The organism is Modestobacter italicus (assembly GCF_019799965.1).
GTDB lineage: Bacteria > Actinomycetota > Actinomycetes > Mycobacteriales > Geodermatophilaceae > Modestobacter > Modestobacter italicus_A.
Genome location: NZ_JABGCJ010000004.1, coordinates 318,171 through 342,671, shown reverse-complemented (window position 1 = coordinate 342,671; position 24,501 = coordinate 318,171). Strand labels below are relative to the sequence as shown.

Here is a 24,501-nt window from a genome sequence, read left to right as displayed (position 1 = left end):
AGGAGACCCCTGTGACCAGCACCGTCACCCGCGAGACCGCCGCCTTCGCCAACGCCCTGGACGTCATCGCCCAGGTCGAGCCCCGGGTCGCCGAGGCGATCGGGCAGGAGCTCGCCGACCAGCGCTCCAGTCTGAAGCTCATCGCCAGCGAGAACTACGCCTCGCCGGCCGTGCTGCTGGCGATGGGCAACTGGTTCAGCGACAAGTACGCCGAGGGCACGCCCGGACGCCGGTTCTACGCCGCCTGCCAGAACGTCGACACCGTCGAGCGGCTGGCCGCCGAGCACGCCCGCGAGCTGTTCGGTGCCGACCACGCCTACGTGCAGCCGCACTCGGGCATCGACGCGAACCTGGTCGCCTTCTGGTCGATCCTGGCCCACCGGGTGGAGACGCCGGCCCTGGCCGAGGCCGGGGTCAAGAACGTCGACGCGCTCACCGACGCCGACTGGGCGCGGCTGCGCCGGGTGCTGGGCGACCAGCGGATGCTGGGCATGTCGCTGGACGCCGGCGGCCACCTCACCCACGGCTTCCGGCCGAACATCTCCGGGAAGATGTTCGAGCAGTCCAGCTACGGCACCGACCCGGCGACCGGGCTGATCGACTACGCCGCGCTGCGTGAGCGGGCCCGCGAGTTCCGGCCGCTGGTCCTGGTCGCCGGCTACTCCGCCTACCCACGCCGGGTCGACTTCGCCGCCATGCGGGAGATCGCCGACGAGGTGGGCGCCACGCTGCTGGTGGACATGGCGCACTTCGCCGGGCTGGTCGCCGGGAAGGTGCTCACCGGGGACTTCGACCCGGTGCCGCACGCCGACGTGGTCACCACCACCACGCACAAGTCGCTGCGCGGTCCGCGCGGCGGCATGGTGCTGTGCACCGAGGAGTACGCACCGTCGGTCGACCGGGGCTGCCCGATGGTGCTCGGCGGCCCGCTGCCGCAGGTGATGGCCGCGAAGGCGGTGGCGCTGGCCGAGGCCCGCCGTCCGGAGTTCGCCGGCTACGCCGAGCAGGTCGTGGCCAACGCCCGGGCACTGGCCGACCAGCTGTTGCGCCGCGGCGCCCGGCTGGTCACCGGCGGCACCGACAACCACCTGGTGCTCGTGGACGTCGGCGGTTTCGGGCTGACCGGGCGGCAGGCGGAGGCGGCCCTGCTGGACGCCGGACTGGTCACCAACCGGAACTCCGTGCCGGCCGACCCGAACGGCCCCTGGTACACCAGCGGCATCCGGCTGGGCACCCCGGCGCTGACCACCCGGGGCCTGCGGGAGGCCGAGCTGGCCGAGGTGGGCGACCTGCTGGTCGACGTCCTCACCGCCACCCGGCCCGAGGGTGACTCGAAGGTCCGCTACCGGCTCGACGCCACCGTGGCCGAGCGGGTGCGGGCCCGGGCGACCGAGCTGGTCGACGCCCACCCGCTGTACCCGGAGGTCACCCTCGACCTGGGCCGACAGGGCTGAACCGCGACGCACCCGGGGTGGGAGGTGCAGGCGGGACCGGTGGAGCTGGCGCGACCGGTGGTGCGATTGTGTACGACCGATTCGCCGAACCGCGTTTCATGCCCCGGTGACGCGGACATGAAACCTGGTTCCTGTCTACTTCTCCCCGAACGCCGAACACGACCCCCTGCCTCCACGGCAGGACGGCGAGGGGAGACCGACATGACGTACCGCCAGAAGCCCTCCATCTTCCAGCTGGGGCGGGTGCACGAGAACGGCCCGGCCGTGATCGTCTCGGGCTGGGGCCTGGGCATGTGTGCCTCGTCGTGCCGGTGCCACCGGAACCCCGAGGACGGTCAGCTCGCCCTCGCCGAGGACCAGGCCGGCGGCAGCCTCGGGCTGCGCAGCTTCTCCACCACGGGCACCTGCGACTGCTGCGAGGCGTGGACGTCGGCCGAGCTCGCCGCGATCCTGCGCGACGTGGCCGCGGTCGAGGCGCTCGAGTCCTCGGAGCCCGCCGCGGGCTGACCGCCACCAGCACGGGACGAGCCGTCCACCGGGGAACCGGTGGGCGGCTCGTCGTCTTTGCCGGGCGCGCCCCGGGGGTAGGTCGCAGCGCATGTGGCGACGAGCAGCGGTGCGTGGCGCGGTGGCGGGGCTGGCGGGCGTGGCGGTGATGACCGCGGGGGAGAAGCTGGAGCAGCAGCTCACCGGCCGGCCGGACTCCTACGTGCCGGCCCGGACGCTGACGGCGCTCGCCACCGGGCGGCGGCTGCCCGAGTCGGCCCGTCCGCCGGTGCGCAACCACCTCATGCACTGGGGCACCGGTGCGGCCGTCGGGGCGTTGCGCGGCGTCTGGTCCGCCGCCGGCCTGCGCGGGGTGCGGGCCTCGGCCTGGCACACCTCGGTGCGGCTGGCCGTCGACCAGACGCTGGAGAACGTCACCGGGGTCGGGGCGCCGCCGTGGACGTGGTCGCGCCGGGACCAGGTCGTCGACGTGCTGCACAAGGCGGTCTACTCCTTCGCCACCGGTGCGGTCGCCGACCGGATCATCGGCAACGCGCGGGGCGGGAGTGGCGCACGGGGCCTCTGGGACTGAGCAGGTCAGCGGACCGATCGTCCCCCGGCGCGGCGGTCACATCGCGTCGCAGCCGTCTCCTTACGTTCGGTTCCGACGCGCGCGGGACGTGTCGCCCCTCCCCGGGCGCGACGCGCGCACTCGGAGGTCCGATGACTCGCACGACCACGCGACGGGGGTGGACCCGTGCTGCCGCGCTCGCGCTGAGCGCCGGGGCCTGCGTCGCACTGCTCCCGTCCACGGCCTCGGCCGCCCCCACGACCGCCGCGCAGGCACGGCAGGCGGTCACCGAGACCGGGCAGAAGCTCAGTGCGCTCGACGAGCAGGTGCACCAGGCGACCGCGACCGCCGAGCAGCAGCAGGCCGCAGCCGCCGCCGCGGCCGGTGCCGCCGCCCAGGCGCAGGCGGAGCTGGACGCGCTGGAGCCGCAGCTGCGGTCCATCGCGCAGACCGGGATGGTGGGCACCACCCGTGGCCGGCTCGCCGCCTTCCTGACCAGCGGGTCGGCCGACGACCTCATCGCGCAGATGAGCACGCTCGACCAGCTCGCCTCGCACGCCGACGCCGTGGTCGCGCAGGCGGCCGCCGCTCGTGCTGCCGCCGAGCAGGCGCAGGCCGACGCCACCGCCGCGGCCGCCGCGGCGGACGCCGCCGCTGCCGACCTGGAGAACCAGAAGGAGCAGCTGGAGGACGAGCTGGCCGGCTACGAGGCCGACTTCGCCCGGCTCTCGGTCACCGACCAGGTGCGGGTGCACAACGTGCTCTCCGGCCCCGACGTCACCGCTGCCCCCGCCCCCGCACCGACCGAGGCGGCCGGCGTCGCCGTGCGGACCGCGCTCGCCCAAGTCGGCGACATGTACCTGCCCGGCGGCAGCGGCCCGGACCGGTTCGACTGCTCCGGCCTCACCCAGTACGCCTACGCCGCGGCGGGCATCTCGCTGCCGCACTCCAGCCGCGCCCAGTCCGGCATCGGCGTCGCGGTCTCCCGCGCCGAGCTGCAGCCCGGCGACCTGGTCTTCTTCTACTCCCCGATCAGCCACGTGGGCATGTACATCGGCAACGGCCAGATGGTGCACGCCAGCGTCACCGGCAAGCCGGTCGCGGTGACCAGCGTGGACAAGGGCGGCTACGTCAGCGCCCGCCGCGTCACCGGCTGACCCGGGCGCCGGGCCAGGTCACCGGAGCCGCGTTCAGGGCAGCGGGACCGGCTGGGCCGGGGCGAGGAGGCGCTGCGGGTCGCGGTCGCGGGTGATCTGCTGCAACCGGGCCAGGACGTCGGCCGGCCACGCCTCCACCAGGTCGCGGCCGCCGGCCAGGTTGTACTGGACGCCTGAGCGCCACGGTCGCATCGCCTCGACCAGTCCGAGCGCAGCCGCGGACGCCGCGCCGGCGACCGGGGGAGCGGCGAAACCGACCGTGTAGAGCGACCACCGGGCGTCCCGTCCACCCACCGCGTTAGGCACCGCCGGCTCCGTCGCCATCGCACCGCCGAGGGCCCGCACCTCGGCCAGGACCAGCGGCGTCTGCGTGCCGGGTCCTGCCTCGGCGAGCAGGGCGTCGGCGGCCTCGGCGGTGAACTCGCCCAGCAGGCAGCCGGCCTCCGTGACGGGCGCCGGGTCGGTGGGGTCCATGTGCACCGAGGCCAGCGCGGTGCAGGGCAGCGACGCCACGGTGTCCAGCAGCGGTTCGGCGACCCGCAGCATCGGGGCGAGAAGCGCTGCCCCCTCCTCGGGCGACCCGGTCGAGGCGATGCGCAGGTGGACCACGAACTGCCCCCGCAGCGGCTCGGGCAGCTGAGGCAGCGGAGGCAGCCGGAGCAACGCGATCGACGTCGTGACCTCCGGTGGCAGCGTCGGCGCCCAGCTGCGCCACGCGTGCAGCACCGCCGCGGCGTCGGCGCCGGGGAAGAAGACGGCGCCGCCCCAGAACCCGGCCAGCTCGACCAGCTCCACGGTCATCGACGTGACCACGGCGACGCCACCGCCGCCGCCGCGCAGGGCGAAGAACAGGTCGGGCTCGGTGGCGCCGTCCACGTGCCGCTGTTCCCCGTCGGCGGTGACCACCTCCAGGCTGCGGACCCGGTCGGCGGCGAAGCCGAGCGCCCGGGCCAGCGGGCCGATGCCGCCGCCGGCGGACAGGCCGACCAGACCCACGCTCGGTGCGGCACCGGTCACCGGAGCCAGGCCGTGCTCGGCCGCGGCCGCGATGAGCGGACCGGCGGTGACCCCTGCCCCGAGGGTGGCCGTGCGGCCGGCCGGGTCGAGGGAGACCGAGTCCAGGGCGCCGGTGCGCAGCAGCAGGGTGTCGGGGCCGGCCGGGCGGCGGGCCCCGTGGCCGGTGTTCTGCACGGTCACCCGGAGCGACGCCCGCGCGGCGTACCGCACGGCGGCGGCGACGTCGGCGGGGGAGCGCGCCTCGACGACGACCGCCGGCTGGTGCACCACGGTCAGGTTGAAGCCGCCGACGGCGGTGGCGTACCCGGGGTCGCCGGGGCGGTGGACGGTGCCGGTGAGCTCGGTGGTCGTGGCGGTCACGACAGGTCCCTTCATGGGGTCTCACGGTGGGTCCGGGCCGTCCTACCGCCCGGTGCAGGCCGGGGGAAGGGGTCGCGCCGCCGGGTCCGGGGGACACGCAGTCACCCGTGGATGCGGCGACCCTCTGCCAGCAGCTGGACACAGGCCGCGATCCGCTTGGCGCGCGTCTGGGGCGTGGCAGCGGTGTGCACCCGCCAGAGGACGGCGTACCGGTTGCCCCCGTCCAGCCCGGCGAACGCCTCCTGCGCGGCGGGCTCCGCGGCCAGGGCGGCGGCGAGGTCGTCGGGCACGGTGATCGTCGCCGGGCCGGCGTAGGCGCGGTCCCACCGGCCGTCGGCCTGGGCGGCCTCCACCGCGGCCAGCCCGGCCGGGCGCATCCGGCCCTCGGCGATCAGCCGGCCGACCGTCGTCACGTTCTTCTGCGACCAGACGCTCTTCGGCCGCCGCGGTGTGTACCGGACGGTGAACCAGTCGTCGTCCACCCGGTTGGCCCGGCCGTCGATCCAGCCGTGGCACAGCGCGACCTCCACCGCCTCGGCGGCGGTGAGCGAGGGGATCCCCGAGGACTTCTTGGCGATCCGCAGGAACAGCCCCGGCGCCCGGTCGTGCTCGGCGGCCAGCCAGTCGTCGAACTCCGCTGCGGTGGCGAACGCCCGGGTCTCGAACGTGCTCTCGTCGGCCACCCGGTCATCGTGCGCAGTCCGCCGGGCGGCGTCCAGAGGTCGCGGTTTGGTCGGGGAGGTGGTCGGCTACCGCTGACCGGACGGCGCTGCCCAGGAGCGCCGCACGAGAGACGGGACGGCGATGGCACAGGCACCCGGGCCGCACGCGCTCTGGCTGGTGCGACACGGCGAGAGCCTGGGCAACCTGGCCGACGCGCAGGCGCACGAGACCGGCTCGGGGCGGCTGGAGCTCGACGTCCGCGACCCCGACGTCCCGCTGTCGGAGACCGGGCAGCAGCAGGCCGACGCACTCGGCGCCTGGCTGGGGAGCCTGCCGGTGGACGAGCGGCCGACGACGGTGCTGAGCTCGCCGTTCGCCCGCGCGCTGGACACCGCCGAGCGGGCGGTCGCGGCGGGCGGGCTGGACCTGACCATCCGGCACGACGAGCGGCTGCGGGAGCGCGACTTCGGGGTGTTCGACGGGATGACCCGGACGGGGATCCGGGAGGAGCACCCGGAGGAGGCCGAGCGCCGGGAGCTGCTGGGCAAGTTCTACTACCGGCCGCCGGGCGGGGAGAGCTGGGCGGACGTGGCGCTGCGGGTGCGCAGCCTGCTGGCCACCGAGGCGCTGCGGCACGACGGCGACCGGCTGCTCTGCGTCGCCCACCAGGCGGTGATCATGGTGTTCCGGTACGTGCTCGAGGAGCTCACCGAGCAGCAGCTGCTGGAGATCGACCGCACCGAGCAGGTCGCCAACACCTCGGTCACCCGCTACGAGCTCACCGGGGACGGGCGCTACGCCCTCCTCGGCTTCAACGACGTCCACCACCTGACCGGCGACCGGGACTCCGGTGCGCCCGTGACCGAGGAGACCGATGCCCCGTCCCCAGCGTGACAGCACGCTCGTCACCCCCCAGGTCCTCCGGGGCTGGCGGCTGCCCGAGCCGACCGGTGGCAAGGAGGCCCGCGGCTCGATCCTGGTGGTCGGGGGCAGCACCGAGACGGTCGGCGCCGTGCTGCTGGCCGCCGAGGCCGCACTGCGGTCGGGGGCGGGGAAGCTGCAGGTCGTCGTCCCGTCGAAGGTCGCCCCGCACGTCTCCATCTCGCTGCCGGAAGCGCTGGTCCGGGGTGTCCCGTCCACCGAGGCCGGCGCGATCCGGGGCAACTCGGCCGAGCTGTTCCTGGACCTGGCGCAGAGCGCCTCGGCGGTGCTGATCGGGCCGGGGATGGCCGACGAACCGGAGACCCGGGAGCTGGTGGAGCGGCTGCTGCCCGAGCTGGACGGACCGGTCGCGCTGGACGCACTGGGCCTGGCGGCGGTCACCGCAGACCCCAGCTGCCTGCACCACCTGGGCGGCCGGGTCGTGCTCACGCCCAACCCGACCGAGCTCGCCATCGCGTTGCACGTGGAACACGACGAGGTGGACGACGACCCGGCCGGTGCGGCCCAGCGGCTCGCCGAGCAGGCGCAGGCAACGGTCGGCCTCGGCGGGGTGACCAGCTGGGTGGCCGGCTCCGACGGCCGGCTCTGGGAGGACGAGAGCGGCGGCGCGGGGCTCGGCGTCTCCGGGTCGGGGGACGTGCGCGCCGGGGTGGTGGCCGGGCTGCTGGCCCGCGGCGCGGCACCGGAGCAGGCCGCGGTGTGGGCGGCTCACCTGCACGGCCGCGCCGGTGAGCGGCTGGCCGCCCGGGTCGGCCGGCTGGGCTTCCTGGCCCGGGAGCTGCCGCCGGAGATCCCGCGGGTGATCGCCGAGGTCGATCTCTGACGTTCGGGTCAACCGTGCTTGACAGGGTGTCCAGCGGCTGGTGAGCTGCACCTCCTGTCAAGCACGCTTGTCACTCGGGGGTCGTCCATGCTCGCTCGCCACGTCGCCGCGGCGCTCACCGGCCTGCTGGTCGCCGGCGGGATCGGTCTGCTCGCGGGGCTCTTCGAGCCCGACGAGTTCTGGCTGCGCGCCGTCGTCTTCGCCTGCTGCACGGCCGGGCCGGCATACGGCCTCGGCTGGCTGGTCTTCCTCTCCGGGGTGACCGGGGAGGACCCGCCGGAGCACGTGGAGGACACGGTCGAGCACCAGTGGTGGCAGCGCAGCGCGTCGGCCTCCTTCCTCGACCTGATCCTCGTCGCCGGCCTGGGGTCGGCCGCCCTGGCGGTCTCCGGCCTGGAGCTGGCGGCCTCATCGGTGCTGGCGTGGCTGATCCTGTTCGCCTTCGCCGACGTCGCGGTGCGGCTCACCGTGCTGCGCCGCCGCGCCGCCTGACCGCGGGCGGCCGGAGTGCGCAACGACCTGGCCGACCGGCGCCAGTCCCGGGGCTGGTCGCAGGGCCGGCTGGCGGAGGAGCTGGGCGTCTCCCGGCAGACGGTGATCTCGCTGGAGAAGGGCCGGTTCGACCCCAGCCTGCCGCTCGCCTTCCGGATCGCGGCGGTCTTCGGCTGCCGGATCGAGGACGTGTTCGACCCGGACGGGGAGTGACGCCGCGCCCCGGCTCGGCCAGGCTGGGCCGGTGACCGACCCAGAGAGCGGGACGACGGACGGCGTCCGGGCCGCCGACGTGTACGAGGCGACCCTGCAGCCCCGGCCCGGTGGGCGGGTGCTGCGCGGCGCCCGGCTGGCGGCGGCCTTCGCGGCCGAGTTGGCCTGGGGGCTGCTCCCCTCGCCGTCCCTGCACGACGTGGTGGTGACCCGGCGAGTCGACGGTGCCGAGCTGCTGCGGGTCCCCGCCGGCGACCCGACGGTGCCCGGGGACATGCTGGCCCAGGTCCAGCGGGAGCTGGCGCAGCGGTCCCCGGCCGACTTCGTCGCCGAGTGGGGGGCCGACGAGCCGGTGTGATCTGCTGCGCCCAGCAGCGGGAACCGCCCGCGACCTCGGTGAGGAGTGCAGCAACGTGGCTGACAGCTACATCGGAGCCCTCGACTCCGGTGCCCCGGACATCGACGAGACGGCGTTCGTCGCCCCGACGGCGGTCGTCGTCGGCAAGGTGACCCTGGGCCCCCGCGCCAGCATCTGGTACGGCGCGATCGCCCGCGCCGACTCGGAGGTCATCGAGATCGGCGCCGACTCCAACGTGCAGGACGGTTCCACCCTGCACAGCGACCCCGGCCACCCGCTGGTGATCGGCCGCGGCGTGACCGTGGGCCACAACGTGGTGCTGCACGGCGCCCGGGTGGACGACGACGTGCTGGTCGGCATGGGCAGCACCGTGCTCAACGGCGCGCACATCGGTTCCGGGTCGATCGTCGCCGCCGGCGCGGTGGTCATGCAGGGCGCGGAGATCCCGCCGAACTCGCTGGTGGCCGGGGTGCCGGCCAAGGTACGGCGGGAGACCACCGAGGACGACCGCGCCGCGATCGTGCTCAACGCGAAGAGCTACACCGACCGGCTCGACCAGCACCGCGCCGTCCGCCGGGTGCAGTGATCGGATGAGCGCCGACGAGCTGCGCCGCCGGGTCGACTGGACGGTGCAGGACCCGGCGCCCGGTGTGCGGGCCGGTCGCGCGCTGAGCTCGGTGCTGCACGCGGTCTCCACCGTGGTCACCCTGGGCGCGGACGCCGCACTCGGCACCCGCCGGGTCAGCTGGTCGCTGCCGGCCGACCCGGCGGCGTACCTGGACCTCGGCGTCGTCCGGCTGCGCTGGCCGGAGGACGCGACCGCCGAGCAGGTGCAGGCGACCCAGGAGGGCGTCTGGGCTGCCCCGGCCGGGCGGCCGCCCCGCCGGCTGCCGGTGGAGGCGTGGCGGGTGGTGGCGGCCGTCCCCGGCACCGGTTCGGCGCGTCCCCGGCACCCGGAGGCGGAGTGGCGGCTGACCGTCACCGACGGGACGACGACCGGGTCGCTGAGCGGCGCCTGGCTGGCCCTGGCCTGGATCGGGCACCTGGCCGGCTGGCCGGACCCGGCGCCCACCACGTGAGCGCCGGCGACGACGCGGCGTTCCAGGCGTTCGTCGCGGCGCAGGCCACCGGGCTGCTGCGCACCGCGCACCTGCTCACCGGGGACCCGGCGCAGGCGCACGACCTGCTGCTGACCGCCCTGGACGCCGCCCGGCGGCAGTGGGCCGGGCCGGAGCAGGCGGCCCGGGTGGCGCGGCGGGCGCTGCTCACCGAGCAGCTGAGCTGGCGGCGCCGGCTGGAGCTGGGCGAGGCGCTGGCCGACAGCCCGCTGCTGTCCGGCACGGCCGGCCTCCCCGGTCTGGCCGCGGCGGCGCCGGCCCGGCGCTCGCCGACCGCCGCGACGCTGGCCCGGCTGCCACCGCTGACCCGCGCCGTGCTGGTGCTCCGGTACGGCGAGGGACTGTCGGCGGAGGAGGCCGCCACCGAGCTGGCGCGCCCGGTGCAGGACGTGGCCGTGGCGGCCGAGCGTGGCCTGGCCCGCTACGCCGAGCAGACGGACGGCGGGGACGTCGAGGCCCGGCTGCGGCGCGACCTCGCCGTGCAGGCGGCCGAGGTCGCCGGCGTCCCGGCGGACCTCGCCGACCAGGTCCGGGCCCGGGCCCGCGGCCGCCGCCGGCACCGCGCCGGCCTGCTCGCCGCGCTGGCGTTCGTGCTCACCGTCCTGGTGGTCGTGGCGTCGACCGTCTGAACCGGCGGTCACCACGGGCCGGTCGCGGGCCCGCCGAGGACAGCTGACGCACATCCGCACCTGGGGCGCAGCACACGAGCACCCAGCACGGTGCCCCGGTGCGCAGAAGTCGTCGAACCCTGGTCCTGAACGCCACGCTCGGCGTGGTGCTGCTCGCCGTGATCGTCACCGCGGTGCTGCTGCTCACCGACTCCGGTGACGCGGCCGCCGCGGGCACCACCGTCCGCACCGGCACGGCCGAGGTGGGCACGGTCAGCGCCACGGTGGCCGCCTCCGGCCAGGTCAGCGCCGTGCGGTCGGTGGAGGCCTCGTTCGGGGCCAGCGGCACGATCGCCACCGTCGACGTCGCGGTCGGGCAGACGGTGACCGCCGGGCAGCAGCTGGGCACGCTGGACAGCACCGACGCCCAGGAGGCGGTGGACGACGCGGAGACGGCGGTCGCGAACGCCGCCGACGCGGTCGACGAGGCGGAGGCCGACCTGGCCGACGCCGAGGCCGCTGAGGAGAGCGCGAGCAGCACGACCGAGGGCGGCTCCGCCGGCGGCAGCAGCGTCGACTCCGCGGAGAGCGCGGTCGACCAGGCGGAGAGCCAGCTGGAGCAGGCGCAGGACACGCTGTCCGACGCGCAGGACGCCCTGGCCGACACGGTGCTCACCGCGCCGATCAGCGGTCTGGTCACCGCGGTCAACGGCAGCGTCGGCGGCAGCGCCGGGTCGTCATCGGGCGGCTCGGCCGACGGCAGCACCAGCAGCTCGGCGTTCGTCACGATCGCCGACACCAGCGCCTACGTCGTCGTGGCGTCCTTCGCCGAGGCCGACGTCGCCGCGGTCGCGGCCGGCCAGGGCGTGACCGTCACCTTCCCGGCGTTGGACGGCGTCACCGGCACCGCGGTGGTCACCGCCGTCTCGCCGAGCGCGACCACCACGAACGGCGTGGTCACCTACGGCGCCACCATCACCCTGGACGCGCTGCCCGAGGGGGTGCGGCTGGGGCAGACCGCGGAGCTGACCGTCACCACCGCCTCGGCGACCGACGTGCTCAGCGTGCCCAGCGCGGCGCTCACCGACGCCGGCGACGGCACGTACACGGTGACCGTGGTCGGCGCCGACGACAGCCAGACGGTCACCCCGGTGGAGATCGGCGTGCAGGGCGACACGAGCACCGAGATCACCTCCGGCCTGGCCGAGGGCGACCAGGTGCTGATCAGCGTGGACACCAGCATCGACACCACCACCACGGAGGGGACCGGCGGGCGAGCCGGCTTCGGCGGCGGGGCACCGGCCGGTGGCGGTTTCGCCGGTGGCGCCCCGGGCGGCAACTGATGACGACGGCCACGCTCCCCCACCCGGTGCACCCGGTGCTGGACCTGCGGGCGATCGAGCAGGTGTACGGCGAGGGCGACACGGCGGTGCACGCGCTGCGGGGGGTGTCCCTGACCGTGGAACGCGGTGACTACGTCGCCGTCATGGGCCCGTCCGGCTCGGGCAAGTCGACGCTGATGAACCTGCTGGGCTGCCTGGACGTGCCCACCGGTGGGCACCACCTGCTGGACGGCGTGGACGTCGCCGGGCTGCGGGAGAGCCAGTTGTCGCTGGTCCGCAACCGCAAGATCGGCTTCGTCTTCCAGTCGTTCAACCTGATCCCTCGGATGACGGCGGCGGCCAACGTCGAGCTGCCGATGCTCTACGCGGGCGTGGCCCGTGCCGCCCGCCGGGAGCGGGTGGCGGCGGCGCTGGAGATGGTCGGGCTCGCCGACCGCGCCGACCACCGGCCCAACGAGCTCTCCGGCGGCCAGCAGCAGCGGGTCGCGGTGGCCCGGGCGCTGGTCACCTCGCCGTCCCTGGTGCTGGCCGACGAGCCGACCGGCAACCTGGACAGCGTCTCCACCGACGACGTCCTGACCGTCTTCGACCAGCTGTCGGCCGCCGGTCGGACGATCGTGGTGATCACCCACGAGGACGAGGTGGCCGCCCGGGCCAAGCGGGTGGTGCGGATGCGTGACGGGGTGGTCGCCTCCGACGTCCGGACCGTGCGGGTCGGCGACCTGCCGCCGGCGCTGCTCCGGCAGGGGGCCCTGCGATGAGCGTCTTCGAGGTGCTGCGCTCGTCGGTGCGCGGCATCACCGCCAACTGGCTGCGCTCGGTGCTGACCCTGCTCGGGGTGCTGATCGGCGTGGCCGCGGTGATCACGCTGACCGCGGTCGGCCAGGGGTCGGCGAACACGATCACCGAGAGCATCAGCTCGCTGGGTGCCAACACGCTCACCGTCACCTCGTCGGCCGCCAACCGCGGTTCGTCGACCACCTCGGCGGCGCTGACGATGGACGTGGTCGACGCGCTGGCCGATCCGGAGGCCTCGTCCGACATCGCCGCGGTGGTGCCGGAGGTGAGCAGCTCGCAGACGGTCACCGCCGGCGACGCCTCGTCGACCTCCACCGTGCTCGGCACGACGGTGGAGTACTTCGAGGTGACCGGCAGCGACGTCGCCCAGGGCACCGCGTTCAGCCAGTCCGACCACGACGCCTCCCGCCGGGTCGCGGTGATCGGGGCCGACCTCGCCGAGACGCTGTTCAGCGGCGAGGACGCGGTCGGGCAGACGATCACCGTGGGGACGACGCCGTTCACCGTCATCGGCGTGCTGCAGGCCCAGGACACCGTCGGCGGGTCGAGCACCAACTCGGCGGTGATCGCCCCGCTGACCCGGGTGCAGGACTCCTTCACCGGCTACGGCTCGCTGTCGACCGTCGTCCTGCAGGCCACCAGCGCCGACACGGTGGACGGCGCCCAGGCCGACGCCACGCTCGTGCTCGACTCCCTGCTGGGCACCGACACCAGTGGCAACGCGGCCTACACGATCAGCGACCAGGCCGAGCTGCTGGAGACCCAGGCGGAGACCGCGGACACCTTCACCACCCTGCTGGCGGCGGTGGCCGGCATCAGCCTGCTCGTCGGCGGCATCGGCGTCACCAACATCATGCTGGTCACCGTCACCGAGCGGACCCGCGAGATCGGCATCCGCAAGGCGCTGGGCGCGACCCGCTGGGCGGTGCTCGGGCAGTTCCTGGCCGAGGCCACCGCGCTCAGCCTGCTCGGCGGCCTGCTGGGCGTGGGCGTCGCGCTGATCGCCTGCTCCTTCGACATCAGCGGCGTCGACCCGGTGATCGACCCGGCCACCGTGGTGCTGGCGCTGGCGGTCTCCGTCGCCATCGGCGTCTTCTTCGGCGGCTTCCCGGCCCACCGGGCCGCCGGTCTCCGTCCCGTGCTCGCGCTGCGGCACGAGTGACCCCCCACGACCAGAGAGGCTCCTCATGACCAACCCGCTCGACCAGCCGATGCCCGCCCGCGGGCCCGACCCCGACGCCACGCTCGCCGAGAGCTCCGGCGGACGCCAGGTGGGGAAGGTGACCCTGGTCCTGGGCGTGCTCGCGGTGCTCGCCGTGGGCGTGCTCGCCGGCGTGCTGGTCCGCGGCGCGTTCGGCGGCACGGATACCGCTTTGGCGGCCGGCCCGGGCAGCGGCGGCTTCGCCGGCGGCGGCTACGCCGCCGCGGGCGGTGCCGCGGGCGGCGGTGGAGGCGGGTTCCCCGGCGCCGCCGGGGACGCCACCTCGGGCACCGTCAGCGCGCTCACCGACACCGGCTTCACGTTGACCACGGACGACGGCTCGACCGTCGAGGTGACCATCGCCGAGGACACGACGGTGACCGTCAGTGCCACCGGGGCGACGTCGGGTGAGCTGGCCGACGGCGACACGGTGAGCGTGCAGGGCACCGAGACGGACGGCACGATCGCGGCCACCGCGGTGGTCGAGGGCGGCATGGGCGGCTTCCGCGGGGGACAGCCACCCACGGAGTAGCCGGCACCGACGACCAGGGCCCGGTCACCTCCACGCGGAGGTGACCGGGCCCTGTGTTCGTTCGGCCCCGCTGCAGGGCCCCGCCGCGAGCTTGCGAGTGGTGGGGGGCAGCGGGGTCCTTCTTCAGTTCCGGATCGACGCCGTCAGCGGGCAGACGAACGGGTCGCGCTCGGCGATGCCCACCCGGTTCAGGTACTGGACGACGATCCGGTACGAGCCGACCAGCGACGTCTCGGTGTAGCTGATCCCGTGCTTGGCGCAGTGCTCGCGCACCATCGGCTGGACCTTCCTCAGATTCGGCCGCGGCATGCTCGGGAAGAGGTGGTGCTCGATCTGGTAGTTCAGGCCGCCCATCATGAAGTCGGTGACCCGGCCGCCGCGGATGTTGCGGGACATGAGCACCTGGCGGCGCAGGAAGTCGACCTTGGCGTTCTTCGGCACGATCGGCATGCCCTTGTGGTTGGGCGCGAACGACCCGCCCAGCAGCAGACCGAACACGGCCTGCTGGACGACGATGAAGGCCAGCGCCAGCACCGGCGGCATGATCAGGAAGACCGCGACGACGAAGGCGATCAGCCGGACGGCGATGATCGCGATCTCCAGCCGGCGGTGCGGCATCGTCTTGTCCCGGATCAGCGTGCTGAGGCTGTTGGCGTGCAGGGCCGCGCCCTCGAAGCACAGCAGCGGGAAGAACGCCCAGCCCTGGTGCCGGGTCCACCAGCCGCGCAGGCCGCTCATCCGGGTCTCTGCGTCGTCCGGGGTGAAGGCCAGCACCGCCGACTCGATGTCGGGGTCCTTGCCCATCTGGTTGGGCGCGTTGTGGTGCTTGTTGTGCTTCTGCATCCACCAGCCGTAGCCGATGCCGGCGAAGCCGCAGGAGAGCACCCGCGCGTTCCACTCGTTGGCCCGGTGCGACCCGAAGGCCTGCCGGTGCGCGGTGTCGTGGCCCAGGAAGCCGAACTGCGTGCAGATCAGCGAGAAGACGACGGCCAGGCCCAGCTGCCACCAGGAGTCACCCAGCGCCACGATCGCGACCCACACGCCGGCGAAGGCGGCCACGGTCAGCGCGATCGAGACGACGTAGTACGGACGGCGGCGGTTCAGCAGCCCGGCGTCCTTCACCTGCTGGGAGAGCTCGGCGTAGACGCTGACCTGGCGGTCACGGGCTCGCTCGGGGCGCGGTGCCCGGGCGGGGGGAGGCGTGGAGCCCTCCAGGGTGGATGCGGACATCTGCTCTCTCTGGCTGGGTCCCGGGCTGCTCCGGGGTGGCCGGGGGGCACCCGGCGACGACGGGGGGCCGCGCTACCTCTGGATGGAGCACCGCGTGCGGCCGACGTTAGGCGACGTCGCACACCTCTGCCACGCGGGAGCCCACCCAGTGGGCAGCCGGGCACACGTCAGGCGGCCAGCAGCTCCCGCACCAGCGTCCCCACCGCGTCGGTCTCCAGCAGGAAGCCGTCGTGGCCGTACGGGGAGCTGATGACCTGCAGCGGGACGCCGAGCCCGTCGGCCACCTGCTGTTGCTGGGCCAGCGGGTAGAGCCGGTCGGAGTCGATGCCGGCCACCACCGCGCGGGCGGTGACCCGGTCCAGCGCCGCCTCGACGCCCCCGCGGCCGCGTCCGACGTCGAGGGTGTTCATCGCCTCGGTGAGCAGCACGTAGCTGCCGGCGTCGAAGCGGGCGGCCAGCTTGGTGGCGTGGTGTTCCAGGTAGGAGGCGACGGCGAACCGGCCGTCGTCCTGCACCCGGGCGCCGAACCGGGCCTCCAGCTCGGTGGCGCTGCGGTAGCTCAGGTGCGCGATCCGCCGGGCGACGCCCAGCCCGGCCACCGGCCCGGCGCCGGGCGGGTAGTCGCCGCCGGCCCAGGCCGGGTCGCTGCGGACCGCGGCCTGCTGGGTGGTCTGGGTGCCGATCTGGTCGGCACCGGCGACGGCGGCCGAGGCGAGGAAGAACAGCCGTTCGACCCGGTCGGGCCGGGACACCGCCCACTCCAGTGCCCGCATGCCGCCCATCGAGCCGCCGAGCACCGCCTGCCAGCGGCCGATGCCGAGCGCGTCGGCGAGGGCGGCCTCCACCGCCACCTGGTCGCCGATGGTCAGCTCGGGGAACCGCGAGCCCCAGGGCGCGCCGTCCGGGGCGGTCGAGGAGGGGCCGGTCGTCCCCTGGCAGCCGCCGAGCACGTTGGCGCAGACGACGAACAGCTCGCCGGTGTCCAGCGGGGCGCCCGGACCGACCAGCGACGGCCACCAGCCGGGGGTCGGGTGGCCCGGCCCGGCGTCGCCCACCACGTGGCTGTCGCCGGTGAGCGCGTGCTCGACCAGCACCGCGTTGCCGCCGCCCGGGGCGAGGGTGCCCCAGGTCTCGTAGGCGATGCGGACGGCGGGCAGCTCGCCGCCGCGTTCGAGCCGGACCGGTCCGTCCAGGTCGAGGAAGCGGCGCCGTCCCGGCTGGTCGCCCTCGCGCCACCCGCCGGTCCGGGAGCCGGCGCCCGCCGGCTCCCGGGACACGTCAGGCGCCCTTCGCGGCCCGGAACCCGACCTCGAGGTCGGCGAGGATGTCGTCGATCCCCTCCAGGCCGACCGCCAGCCGCACCAGGCCCGGCGTGACGCCGGTGGTGGCCTGCTCCTCCGGGGTCAGCTGCGAGTGGGTGGTGGACGCCGGGTGGATGACCAGGCTGCGCACGTCGCCGATGTTGGCCACGTGGCTGTGCAGCTCCAGCGCCTCCACGAACCGCTTGCCGGCCTCGATGCCGCCGCGGACGTCGAAGGCCAGCACGGCGCCGGCCCCGCGCGGGGCGTACTTCTGCTGGGCGGAGTGCCAGGGGGAGGAGGGCAGCCCGGCGTAGTGCACCTTCTCCACCTCGTCCCGGGACTCCAGCCACTCGGCGACCCGCTGGGCGTTGGCCACGTGCCGCTCCATGCGCAGCGACAGCGTCTCGATGCCCTGCACCACCAGCCAGGCGTTGAACGGGGAGATCGCCGGGCCGAGGTCGCGCAGCAGCTGGACCCGGGCCTTGAGCGCGTACGCCGGCGCGCCGAGGTCGGCGTAGACCACGCCGTGGTAGCTCGGGTCGGGCTCGGTGAAGCCGGGGAACTTGCCGCCGGTCCAGGCGAAGTTGCCCGAGTCGACGATGATCCCGGCGATCGCGGTGCCGTGCCCGCCCAGGTACTTGGTCGCGGAGTGGACGACGACGTCGGCGCCGTGCTCGATCGGCCGGATCAGGAACGGCGTGGCCACGGTGTTGTCCACGATCAGCGGGACGCCGTTGCGGTGCGCCACCTCCGAGACCGCGGAGATGTCCAGGACGTCGCCCTTCGGGTTGCCGATCGTCTCGGCGTAGAAGGCCTTGGTGTTCTCCTGGACCAGCGACTGCCAGTTCTGCGGGTCGTCGGGGTCCTCGACGAAGGAGACGGTGATGCCCATCTTGGGCAGCGAGTGGTGCAGCAGGTTGTAGGTGCCGCCGTAGAGCGAGGCGGAGGCCACCACGTGGCTGCCGGCCTCGGCGACGTTGAGGATCGCCAGCGTCTCCGCCGCCTGCCCGCTGGCCACCGCGAGCGCGGCGACACCGCCCTCCAGCGAGGCCACCCGCTGCTCCAGCGCATCCTGCGTCGGGTTCATGATCCGGGTGTAGATGTTGCCCATCTCGGCGAGGGCGAACAGGTCCGCGGCGTGCTGGCTGTCCCGGAACTGGTAGCTCGTCGTCGCGTAGATCGGCAGCGCGCGGGCGCCGGTGGTCGGGTCGGGGGCCGCGCCGGCGTGGATCTGCCGGGTCTCGAAGCTCCAGCCGCTGGGTTCGGTCATGCGCCTACCTCCTGGGATCGCCGGAGCACCCACGGCGCGGAGGGCTCCGTCCTTGCCGGACGGCGGTCGCCGCCCAGCCAGCTCTTCCCCTGGGAGCACCTCGGACGGAGTCGAGGTTGCCGGGCAGCAAGCCAGGTGCTTGTCGCTGCCTCTCGTGAGCTGGGGCGATCCTAGGACGACGCCCGCCGACCGCGCACACTCCCCTGCGTGCGGGTGGCGATCAGGGTCCGGCCGGGGGCGAGCCGGACGGCGGTGGGCGGCGCGCACGACGGCGCGCTCGTCGTCCGGGTGACGGCCCGCGCGGTCGACGGCCGGGCCACCGAGGCGGCGCTGGCCGCGGTCGCCGACGCGTTCGGCGTCCGCCGGTCCGCGGTCACGCTGGTCACCGGCGCGACGTCCCGCACCAAGCTGGTCGAGGTGGACGGCGGCACCGACGCGGTGCTGCGCTGCTTGCAGGGCACCTGACCCGCGTGCTCCCATGCCGCACGTGGGCGTGGCGGAGTGGGGTCTGGTCGTGCTGGCAGCGGGGCTGGGGCTGCTGGTCCTCGCCCGGGCCGAGGTGGTCGCGGCCCGGCGCCGGGGCCGCACCGCGGCCCAGCTCGCCGCGCTGGAGCGGAAGGTCGACGCGATCGCCGAGCACCTCGGCGTGGTCGTGCCCGACCCGCACCACCCGGAGGTCGTCCTGCTGCTGGACCAGGGGCAGCAGGTCGCGGCGATCAAGCAGTACCGCGAGGAGACCGGCGCCGACCTGCTGACCGCGAAGAACGCGGTGGAGGAGATGGCCCGCCGGCTCTGACCCCAGCCGGCTCTGACCCCAGCCGGCTCTGAGCTCAGCCGGCCAGCGCGGCGATCGCGGCGCGGGCGTCGGTGACCGGCAGCGCCAGCGTCGCGTCGCCGACCGGCAGTTCCACCCGCAGCACGCCCGGGTCGCCAGTGGGCATCGCCCGCTCCCAGGTCCACAGCCCCTGGTCGGCAGCCAGCGTGCGGACGGCGGCGCCGAACGCCCCGGGGGTGGTGCGCAGCAGCAGGTGCAGCATCGGCGTCTGCGGCGGGTCGGGCAGCACGGTGACGCCGGGCAGGTCCCGGACGGCGTCGGCGATCTCCCGTGCCCGGGTCAGGTAGGCCGGCATCAGCGGCAGCCGGCGGCGCAGGCAGCTCAGCGCCGAGGCCGCGCCGGGCCACATGCCGAACAGCGTGCCGCCCAGCCGGCGCCGCCACTCCCGCACCTCGGCGACGACGTCGTCCGGGCCGGCCAGGCAGCAGCCGGCCAGCGCGCCGATGCCCTTGTAGAAGCTGACGTAGCTGGTGTCGAACAGCGCCGCGACCTCCGCCGGTGGCCGGTCGTAGCCGGCGGCGGCCTCCCACAGCCGGGCGCCGTCCAGGTGGGCGGCCGCGCCCCGCTCCCTCGCCCAGGTCACCTGGGCGACCAGGTCGTCCCACGGTGGGAGCTGCCCGCCCAGGTCGCGCTGGGGCAGCTCCACCACCAGGGCGGCGGGCCGCTCGGCGACGTCGTCCAGGTCGGTGCGCGCCAGCAGCCGGTCGCGGGCGCCGGCCGGGCGGCCGACCAGGCCCTGCAGCCGCTCCAGCGGGCGACCCTCGTGCACGTCGAGGTGGCTCTGCGGGTGGAAGACGACGGTCCGTCGCCCGCGCCGGTCGGCGTGCACCCGCAGCGCGGACTGCTGGGCCATGATCCCGCTCGGCAGGTAGAGCGCCGCGGGCTGGCCGAGCAGCTCGGCGACCTCGCGCTCCAGCTCGGCCACCACACCGCCGTCGCCGTACCGGTCGACCGCGGTGTCCGGGGGGATCGTGGCCAGCAGGTCGGCGGCGGTCTGCGGCCCGTGCCCGGTGAGCGCCCGGTCGCAGGCCCGGCGCAGCACGTCCAGGTCGTCCACGGCGTCAGTCTCCCCTGAGGGGCCGGAGTCGCGACTTCGGCCCCTCAGGGCAGGCTGTCGGGGTGCGTGCGCTGGCGTTCGAGGAGTTCGGTGGTCCGCTGACGGTGCGGGAGGTGCCCGAGCCCACCCCCGACCGGGACGGCGTGGTGGTCCGGGTCGGCGCCAGCGGGATCTGCCGCAGCGACTGGCACGGCTGGTCCGGCCACGACCCCGACGTCGTCCTGCCGCACGTGCCCGGCCACGAGCTGGCCGGCACGGTGGCCGCAGTCGGCGACCGGGTGCGGAACTGGTCGGTCGGTGACCGGGTCACCGTGCCGTTCGTCTGCGCCTGCGGGCACTGCGGGCCGTGCCGGGAGGGCGCGGGGCAGGTGTGTGCGAACCAGACCCAGCCCGGCTTCACCCACTGGGGCTCGCTGGCCGAGTTCGTCGCGCTGGACGCCGCCGACGTCAACCTGGTGGCCCTGCCGGAGGCCATGTCGTTCGCGACCGCGGCCAGCCTGGGCTGCCGGTTCGCCACCGCCTACCGGGCCGTGACCGGGGTCGGGCAGGTGCGGCCGGGGGAGTGGGTGGCCGTGCACGGCTGCGGCGGGGTCGGGCTGTCCGCCGTCCAGGTCGCGGTGGCCGCGGGCGCCCGGGTGGTCGCCGTCGACGTCACCCCCGGTGCGCTCGAGCTGGCCGCCGCCTGCGGGGCCGAGCACGTCGTCGACGGGTCCGCCGTGGACGTGCCGGCCGCCGTCACCGAGCTCACCGGCGGCGGGGCGCACGTCTCGCTGGACGCCCTCGGTGCGGCGGTGACCTGCCTGAACTCGATCCGCAGCCTGCGCCGCCGCGGCCGGCACGTGCAGGTGGGCCTGCTGCCGCCGGCGCTGGGCCGCCCGGAGGTCCCGATGGAGCTGGTGATCGCCGGCGAGCTCGCCCTGCTCGGCAGCCACGGGATGGCCGCCGCCGACTACCCGGCGATGCTCTCGCTGATCGCCGCCGGCCGGCTGCGCCCCGAGCTGCTGGTCACCCGCGAGCTGGGGCTGGACGACGCCGGCGCAGCACTGGCCGCGGTGGGCCGGGAGCCGGGGATCGCGGTCGTCACCTCGTTCTGAGCCGCTCAGCCGGTCGGGGTGGCCGTCGTCTCGTCCTCGGTGCTGCCGGCCGGCTCGGAGTCCGTCGTCTCGTCCTCGGTGGTCTGGCGGGTCGTGGAGGGCGCGCGGGTGGTCTGCGCCGGGGTGCTGGTCTGCGCCGGGGTGCTGGTCTGCGTCGGCGTGCGGCTGGGGGTCCGCGTCGGCGTGCTCACCGGGGTCTCCTCCTCGCCGTCGTCCTGCGGCACCTGGCTGCTCGGCGCCGTCGGCGTGCTGGTCGGCGTGGGGGTCGTCGTGGTGCGGGCGTCGCTGGGCAGCAGCGAGTTGGGCACCTCGATCGTCTGGCCGTCCGAGGTGGTGATCGTCGACGTCCCGCTGTCCGGGCGGGGCAGCAGCAGGTCGAGCAGGAAGAGCACCAGGAACAGGCCGCCGATCACCAGGGTCGACGTGCGCGCCCGGCCGATCCGTGCGGGGACGTTCCGGTGCCAGACCGAGGTGCGGCGGGTGGCCGGGGCGGCGATGGCCGCAGGCTGCTCGGCGGTCTGCTGCGGCAGCACGGTGGTGGGCTGGTCGTCCGACGGTGTGCTCATGCCGCACCTCCACTGCGGGCCCGGTCCTCGGCCAGCGCCTCGTCCTGGACGCTGACGCCGTCCTGGACGTTCGTGGCGCGCAGCGACACGCCCTCGCGGGACAGTGCCAGCGCCACCCGGGCGCGGAGGTCACGGCCGACGTCGAACTGCTTGCCCGGCAGGGTGCGGGCCACGACCCGCAGGTTCACCTCGTCCAGAGACAGGCTCTCCACGCCCATCACGGTCGGCTCGTCGAGCAGCAGCTTGTGCAGCCGGGGCGAGTCGTACGCCTGCTTGCCGACCTCGCGCAGCACCTCCTGCACCCGGGTGACGTCCGCGGTGGAGGGCACCGGCACGTCGACCACCGCCCGGGCCCAGTCGCGGGAGAGGTTGGTGACCTTGACGATCTGCCCGTTCGGGACGATCACCACCTCGCCGTCCACCGACCGCACCCGGGTGATCCGCAGCGTGACGTCCTCCACCGTCCCGGCCGCCGGCTCCATCCCGCCGACCACCTGGATGGCGACCACGTCGCCGAAGCCGTACTGCCGCTCGGTGATCAGGAAGAACCCGGCCAGCACGTCGCCGACCACCCGCTGCGCACCGAAGCCCAGCCCGACGCCCAGCACCGTGGCCGGGGCGACCAGGCCGGTCACCGGGAGCCCCAGCCGGTCCAGCACGAAGATGACCGCGACCGACCAGATCAGCACGATCGCCGCCCAGGTCAGCACCTGGGTCAGCGAGTGCCGGTGCTTGGCCGCCTCGGAGCGCACGAGGGCGTCGGAACCGGTCGCCGCGGCGTCGATGCGGTCGGTGATCCGGTTGCCGGCCCAGCTCACCAGCCGGGCCAGCAGGACGGCGCCGAGGACGATGAGCAGCGCGTCCAGGAAGGGGCCGCGCAGCCAGTAGAGGGTGTCGGTGACCGGGCCTGCGGCGAGCACGTTCATCGCCGTCCAGTGTGGCCTGTCCGCGCCTCCGGTGGGTGCCTGGGGGGCTCCGGAACGCAACCGGCCGAGACGCGATCGTGATGAGCTGGGTTTGCGCTGTGCGGGCCGCAGGGCGCACGGTGTCCTGCGGAGACGGCGCTCCAGTCACGGGGCCGCCGTCCGACCTGTGCGCCGACCCGATTGGAGGGGCGCCCACCAGGCGCCACACCACGTGACCACCACACCCACTGATCCACCCGGCCAGCCGCCGCGCGGCGCCACCAGCGCCTCCGCGCCGACCGGGGACCCCGTGCCCGACCAGCCGGACGCGTCCGCCCAGACGATCGACGACGTCCTCGACCCCGAGGTGCCCAGCGACCTGCACCCGGCGATCGCCCAGCCGCCCGCGCACGGCCAGGAACGCCGCCCGCGCCTGGACAAGACGGTGTTCGGCGTCGCCGCGGTCGTCTCGCTGGCCTTCCTGGCCTGGGGCTTCCTGAGCCCGACCGGCCTCGGCTCGGCCAGCGCCGACGCGCTCGGCTGGATCGAGGGCAACCTCGGCTGGTTCTTCGTGCTGCTCGCCTCGGCCGTCGTGATCTTCGTGCTCTGGCTGGCAGCCAGCGCCTACGGCCGCATCCCGCTGGGCGGCGACGGCGAGCGGCCGGAGTTCCGGACGATCAGCTGGATCGCGATGATGTTCAGCGCCGGGATGGGCATCGGCCTGATGTTCTTCGGCGTCTCCGAGCCGCTGTCGCACTTCGTCTCCCCGCCGCCGGGCACCGTCCCGGGCGAGACCAACGAGGCCGTCACCACCGCGATGGCCACCACGCTCTTCCACTGGACGCTGCACCCGTGGGCGCTCTACGCCCTGGTCGGGCTGGCCGTCGCCTACGGCACCTACCGCCGCGGCCGCGGCCAGCTGCTCTCCTCCGCGTTCACCTCGCTGTTCGGCCGCGGGGTCGCCGAGGGCCCGGCCGGCAAGGTGATCGACGTCCTGGCCATCTTCGCCACGCTCTTCGGCACCGCCGCCTCCCTGGGGCTGGGCGCGCTGCAGATCGGCAGCGGGCTGGAGATCCTCGGCTGGCTCGGCTCGGTGGGCAACGCGGCCACCGTCGGCATCATCGCGGTGCTGACCGCCGCCTTCGTGGCGTCGGCGTTCTCCGGCATCGCCCGGGGCATCCAGTGGCTGTCCAACATCAACGTCGCCCTGGCGTTCGTGCTGGCGTTGTTCGTCTTCGTCGTCGGCCCGACCGTGCTGATGCTCAACCTGGTGCCCACCGCGCTGGGCTCCTACATCGCCGACCTGCCCGAGATGGCCGCCCGGACCAACGCCTCCGGCGGCGACCCGATGGCCGAGTGGCTGTCGGGCTGGACGGTCTTCTACTGGGCCTGGTGGATCTCCTGGACCCCGTTCGTCGGCGTCTTCCTCGCCCGGATCAGCCGCGGCCGCACCATCCGGGAGTTCATCGCCGGCGTGCTGCTGGTGCCCAGCGTCGTGACGCTGTTCTGGTTCGCGATCTTCGGCGGTGCCGGCATCGGCGCCCAGCGGTCCGGTGAGGACCTCGCCGGCCAGTCGACGGCCGAGGGCCAGCTGTTCGGGCTGCTCCAGGGGCTGCCCTGGGCCACGGTCACCAGCGTGCTGGTGATGCTGCTGGTGGGCATCTTCTTCGTCACCGGCGCGGACTCCGCCTCGATCGTGATGGCGTCGCTGTCCGAGCGCGGCACCCGCGAGCCGACCTCGAAGATGGTCGTCTTCTGGGGGCTGCTCACCGGTGGCGTGGCGGCGGTGATGCTGCTGGTCGGTGGGGACGAGGCGCTGCAGGGCCTGCGGAACCTGACGATCATCGCCGCGCTGCCGTTCGCGGTGGTGATGATCGGCCTGGCGATCGCGCTCACCAAGGACCTGCGCTCGGACCCGATGGTGCTGCGCCGCGCCTACGCCAACGAGGCCGTCGAGCAGGCCGTGGTCGAGGGCATCACCCGGCACGGCGACGACTTCGCGCTGGTCGTGGAGCACCACCCGGACGGCGACGGGACCCCGCGGACCGTGGTCTCCTCGCAGCGACCCGAGGAACCGCGGGCCTGACCCGTTTGACCCAGTGGCCCC

Annotated in this window: 28 protein-coding genes and 1 riboswitch; of the genes, 20 read left to right on the top strand and 8 right to left on the bottom strand. The window is 74.8% G+C overall.

The features are described from left to right. The first annotated feature begins 11 nt into the window (after nucleotides 1–11). The 4 genes from HLA93_RS12225 to HLA93_RS12210 all read left to right on the top strand — a co-directional run bounded on the left by HLA93_RS12225 (nucleotide 12) and on the right by HLA93_RS12210 (nucleotide 3,668). On the top strand, nucleotides 12–1,454 hold the full coding sequence (locus tag HLA93_RS12225) for a glycine hydroxymethyltransferase (protein WP_222194644.1): 1,443 nt from the start codon (nucleotides 12–14) through the stop codon (nucleotides 1,452–1,454). 201 nt (nucleotides 1,455–1,655) lie between these two features. Beyond that, complete coding sequence (locus HLA93_RS12220; protein WP_222194643.1) at nucleotides 1,656–1,961, top strand: hypothetical protein; 306 nt, start codon at nucleotides 1,656–1,658, stop codon at nucleotides 1,959–1,961. Between the two features lie 91 nt (nucleotides 1,962–2,052). Continuing rightward, on the top strand, nucleotides 2,053–2,532 hold the full coding sequence (locus tag HLA93_RS12215) for a hypothetical protein (protein WP_246626412.1): 480 nt from the start codon (nucleotides 2,053–2,055) through the stop codon (nucleotides 2,530–2,532). A 131-nt stretch (nucleotides 2,533–2,663) separates the two neighbouring features. After that, nucleotides 2,664–3,668 carry a C40 family peptidase gene (locus HLA93_RS12210; protein ID WP_222194642.1) on the top strand — a complete coding sequence of 335 codons (1,005 nt, stop codon included), beginning with the start codon at nucleotides 2,664–2,666 and terminating at the stop codon, nucleotides 3,666–3,668. A 33-nt stretch (nucleotides 3,669–3,701) separates the two neighbouring features. On the opposite strand, the gene HLA93_RS12205 is transcribed toward HLA93_RS12210, so the two are convergent. Together HLA93_RS12205 and HLA93_RS12200 are read right to left on the bottom strand one after the other, a co-directional pair. Beyond that, the gene (locus HLA93_RS12205; protein WP_222194641.1) at nucleotides 3,702–5,045 is read right to left on the bottom strand and encodes an FAD-binding oxidoreductase; all 1,344 of its coding nucleotides are present in this window, start codon (nucleotides 5,043–5,045) and stop codon (nucleotides 3,702–3,704) included. 101 nt (nucleotides 5,046–5,146) lie between these two features. Further along, nucleotides 5,147–5,728: a YdeI/OmpD-associated family protein gene (locus HLA93_RS12200; protein ID WP_222194640.1), complete on the bottom strand. Its 582-nt coding sequence runs from the start codon at nucleotides 5,726–5,728 to the stop codon at nucleotides 5,147–5,149. A 121-nt stretch (nucleotides 5,729–5,849) separates the two neighbouring features. Here HLA93_RS12200 and HLA93_RS12195 point away from each other — a divergent pair, with 121 nt between their 5' ends. From HLA93_RS12195 to HLA93_RS12140, 12 genes are all read left to right on the top strand, one after another. Then, the gene (locus HLA93_RS12195) at nucleotides 5,850–6,602 is read left to right on the top strand and encodes a histidine phosphatase family protein (RefSeq protein WP_222194639.1); all 753 of its coding nucleotides are present in this window, start codon (nucleotides 5,850–5,852) and stop codon (nucleotides 6,600–6,602) included. Continuing rightward, nucleotides 6,583–7,473 carry an NAD(P)H-hydrate dehydratase gene (locus HLA93_RS12190; RefSeq protein ID WP_222194638.1) on the top strand — a complete coding sequence of 297 codons (891 nt, stop codon included), beginning with the start codon at nucleotides 6,583–6,585 and terminating at the stop codon, nucleotides 7,471–7,473. Before HLA93_RS12195 ends, HLA93_RS12190 begins: the two co-directional genes overlap by 20 nt. An 87-nt stretch (nucleotides 7,474–7,560) precedes the next feature. Continuing rightward, nucleotides 7,561–7,965 carry a hypothetical protein gene (locus HLA93_RS12185; RefSeq protein ID WP_222194637.1) on the top strand — a complete coding sequence of 135 codons (405 nt, stop codon included), beginning with the start codon at nucleotides 7,561–7,563 and terminating at the stop codon, nucleotides 7,963–7,965. A gap of 15 nt (nucleotides 7,966–7,980) precedes the next feature. Next, complete coding sequence (locus HLA93_RS12180; RefSeq protein ID WP_222194636.1) at nucleotides 7,981–8,178, top strand: helix-turn-helix transcriptional regulator; 198 nt, start codon at nucleotides 7,981–7,983, stop codon at nucleotides 8,176–8,178. A gap of 31 nt (nucleotides 8,179–8,209) precedes the next feature. Beyond that, the gene (locus HLA93_RS12175) at nucleotides 8,210–8,536 is read left to right on the top strand and encodes a hypothetical protein (RefSeq protein WP_222194635.1); all 327 of its coding nucleotides are present in this window, start codon (nucleotides 8,210–8,212) and stop codon (nucleotides 8,534–8,536) included. A gap of 55 nt (nucleotides 8,537–8,591) precedes the next feature. Next, entirely contained in the window at nucleotides 8,592–9,122 is a 531-nt protein-coding gene (locus tag HLA93_RS12170) for a gamma carbonic anhydrase family protein (protein ID WP_222194634.1), read from the top strand. Nucleotides 9,123–9,126: 4 nt separating this feature from the next. Beyond that, nucleotides 9,127–9,615 (top strand): hypothetical protein, encoded by a 489-nt coding sequence (locus HLA93_RS12165; protein ID WP_222194633.1) that lies wholly within the window; start codon nucleotides 9,127–9,129, stop codon nucleotides 9,613–9,615. Next, the gene (locus tag HLA93_RS21810; RefSeq protein WP_222194632.1) at nucleotides 9,612–10,283 is read left to right on the top strand and encodes a sigma factor-like helix-turn-helix DNA-binding protein; all 672 of its coding nucleotides are present in this window, start codon (nucleotides 9,612–9,614) and stop codon (nucleotides 10,281–10,283) included. Before HLA93_RS12165 ends, HLA93_RS21810 begins: the two co-directional genes overlap by 4 nt. A 98-nt stretch (nucleotides 10,284–10,381) precedes the next feature. After that, complete coding sequence (locus HLA93_RS12155; protein ID WP_222194631.1) at nucleotides 10,382–11,605, top strand: efflux RND transporter periplasmic adaptor subunit; 1,224 nt, start codon at nucleotides 10,382–10,384, stop codon at nucleotides 11,603–11,605. Beyond that, complete coding sequence (locus tag HLA93_RS12150; RefSeq protein WP_222194630.1) at nucleotides 11,605–12,366, top strand: ABC transporter ATP-binding protein; 762 nt, start codon at nucleotides 11,605–11,607, stop codon at nucleotides 12,364–12,366. Before HLA93_RS12155 ends, HLA93_RS12150 begins: the two co-directional genes overlap by 1 nt. After that, nucleotides 12,363–13,565 (top strand): ABC transporter permease, encoded by a 1,203-nt coding sequence (locus HLA93_RS12145; RefSeq protein ID WP_222194629.1) that lies wholly within the window; start codon nucleotides 12,363–12,365, stop codon nucleotides 13,563–13,565. The genes HLA93_RS12150 and HLA93_RS12145 overlap by 4 nt, the downstream gene beginning before the upstream one ends. A gap of 25 nt (nucleotides 13,566–13,590) precedes the next feature. Continuing rightward, complete coding sequence (locus HLA93_RS12140; protein WP_222194628.1) at nucleotides 13,591–14,136, top strand: hypothetical protein; 546 nt, start codon at nucleotides 13,591–13,593, stop codon at nucleotides 14,134–14,136. 123 nt (nucleotides 14,137–14,259) lie between these two features. Here the strand turns inward: HLA93_RS12140 and HLA93_RS12135 are convergent, their stop codons facing one another. From HLA93_RS12135 to HLA93_RS12125, 3 genes are all read right to left on the bottom strand, one after another. Continuing rightward, nucleotides 14,260–15,366, bottom strand: a complete 1,107-nt coding sequence (locus HLA93_RS12135) for a fatty acid desaturase family protein (RefSeq protein ID WP_222194627.1) — start codon at nucleotides 15,364–15,366, stop codon at nucleotides 14,260–14,262. Between the two features lie 167 nt (nucleotides 15,367–15,533). Beyond that, nucleotides 15,534–16,643, bottom strand: coding sequence for a homoserine O-acetyltransferase MetX (gene metX / locus HLA93_RS12130; RefSeq protein ID WP_222194626.1), 1,110 nt, complete (start codon nucleotides 16,641–16,643; stop codon nucleotides 15,534–15,536). 1 nt (nucleotide 16,644) lies between these two features. Then, entirely contained in the window at nucleotides 16,645–17,937 is a 1,293-nt protein-coding gene (locus HLA93_RS12125) for a bifunctional o-acetylhomoserine/o-acetylserine sulfhydrylase (protein ID WP_222194625.1), read from the bottom strand. A 43-nt stretch (nucleotides 17,938–17,980) separates the two neighbouring features. Continuing rightward, a riboswitch (SAM riboswitch) is annotated at nucleotides 17,981–18,097 on the bottom strand. A 53-nt stretch (nucleotides 18,098–18,150) separates the two neighbouring features. Here HLA93_RS12125 and HLA93_RS12120 point away from each other — a divergent pair. Both HLA93_RS12120 and HLA93_RS12115 read left to right on the top strand, forming a co-directional pair. Beyond that, nucleotides 18,151–18,402: a DUF167 domain-containing protein gene (locus HLA93_RS12120; RefSeq protein ID WP_222194624.1), complete on the top strand. Its 252-nt coding sequence runs from the start codon at nucleotides 18,151–18,153 to the stop codon at nucleotides 18,400–18,402. Between the two features lie 13 nt (nucleotides 18,403–18,415). After that, nucleotides 18,416–18,733, top strand: coding sequence for a hypothetical protein (locus tag HLA93_RS12115; protein ID WP_222194623.1), 318 nt, complete (start codon nucleotides 18,416–18,418; stop codon nucleotides 18,731–18,733). Nucleotides 18,734–18,767: 34 nt separating this feature from the next. On the opposite strand, the gene HLA93_RS12110 is transcribed toward HLA93_RS12115, so the two are convergent. Beyond that, a complete protein-coding gene (locus HLA93_RS12110; RefSeq protein WP_222194622.1) occupies nucleotides 18,768–19,829 on the bottom strand; it encodes a threonine aldolase family protein in 1,062 nt (353 codons plus the stop codon). A 62-nt stretch (nucleotides 19,830–19,891) separates the two neighbouring features. Between HLA93_RS12110 and HLA93_RS12105 the strand changes: the two genes are divergently transcribed. Further along, complete coding sequence (locus HLA93_RS12105) at nucleotides 19,892–20,923, top strand: zinc-binding dehydrogenase (protein WP_222194621.1); 1,032 nt, start codon at nucleotides 19,892–19,894, stop codon at nucleotides 20,921–20,923. A 5-nt stretch (nucleotides 20,924–20,928) separates the two neighbouring features. Here the strand turns inward: HLA93_RS12105 and HLA93_RS12100 are convergent, their stop codons facing one another. After that, on the bottom strand, nucleotides 20,929–21,489 hold the full coding sequence (locus HLA93_RS12100) for a hypothetical protein (RefSeq protein ID WP_222194620.1): 561 nt from the start codon (nucleotides 21,487–21,489) through the stop codon (nucleotides 20,929–20,931). Next, complete coding sequence (locus tag HLA93_RS12095; protein ID WP_222194619.1) at nucleotides 21,486–22,415, bottom strand: mechanosensitive ion channel family protein; 930 nt, start codon at nucleotides 22,413–22,415, stop codon at nucleotides 21,486–21,488. Before HLA93_RS12095 ends, HLA93_RS12100 begins: the two co-directional genes overlap by 4 nt. Nucleotides 22,416–22,626: 211 nt before the next feature. Between HLA93_RS12095 and HLA93_RS12090 the strand changes: the two genes are divergently transcribed. Continuing rightward, nucleotides 22,627–24,480: a BCCT family transporter gene (locus tag HLA93_RS12090; RefSeq protein ID WP_308128086.1), complete on the top strand. Its 1,854-nt coding sequence runs from the start codon at nucleotides 22,627–22,629 to the stop codon at nucleotides 24,478–24,480. Nucleotides 24,481–24,501 lie beyond the last annotated feature (21 nt).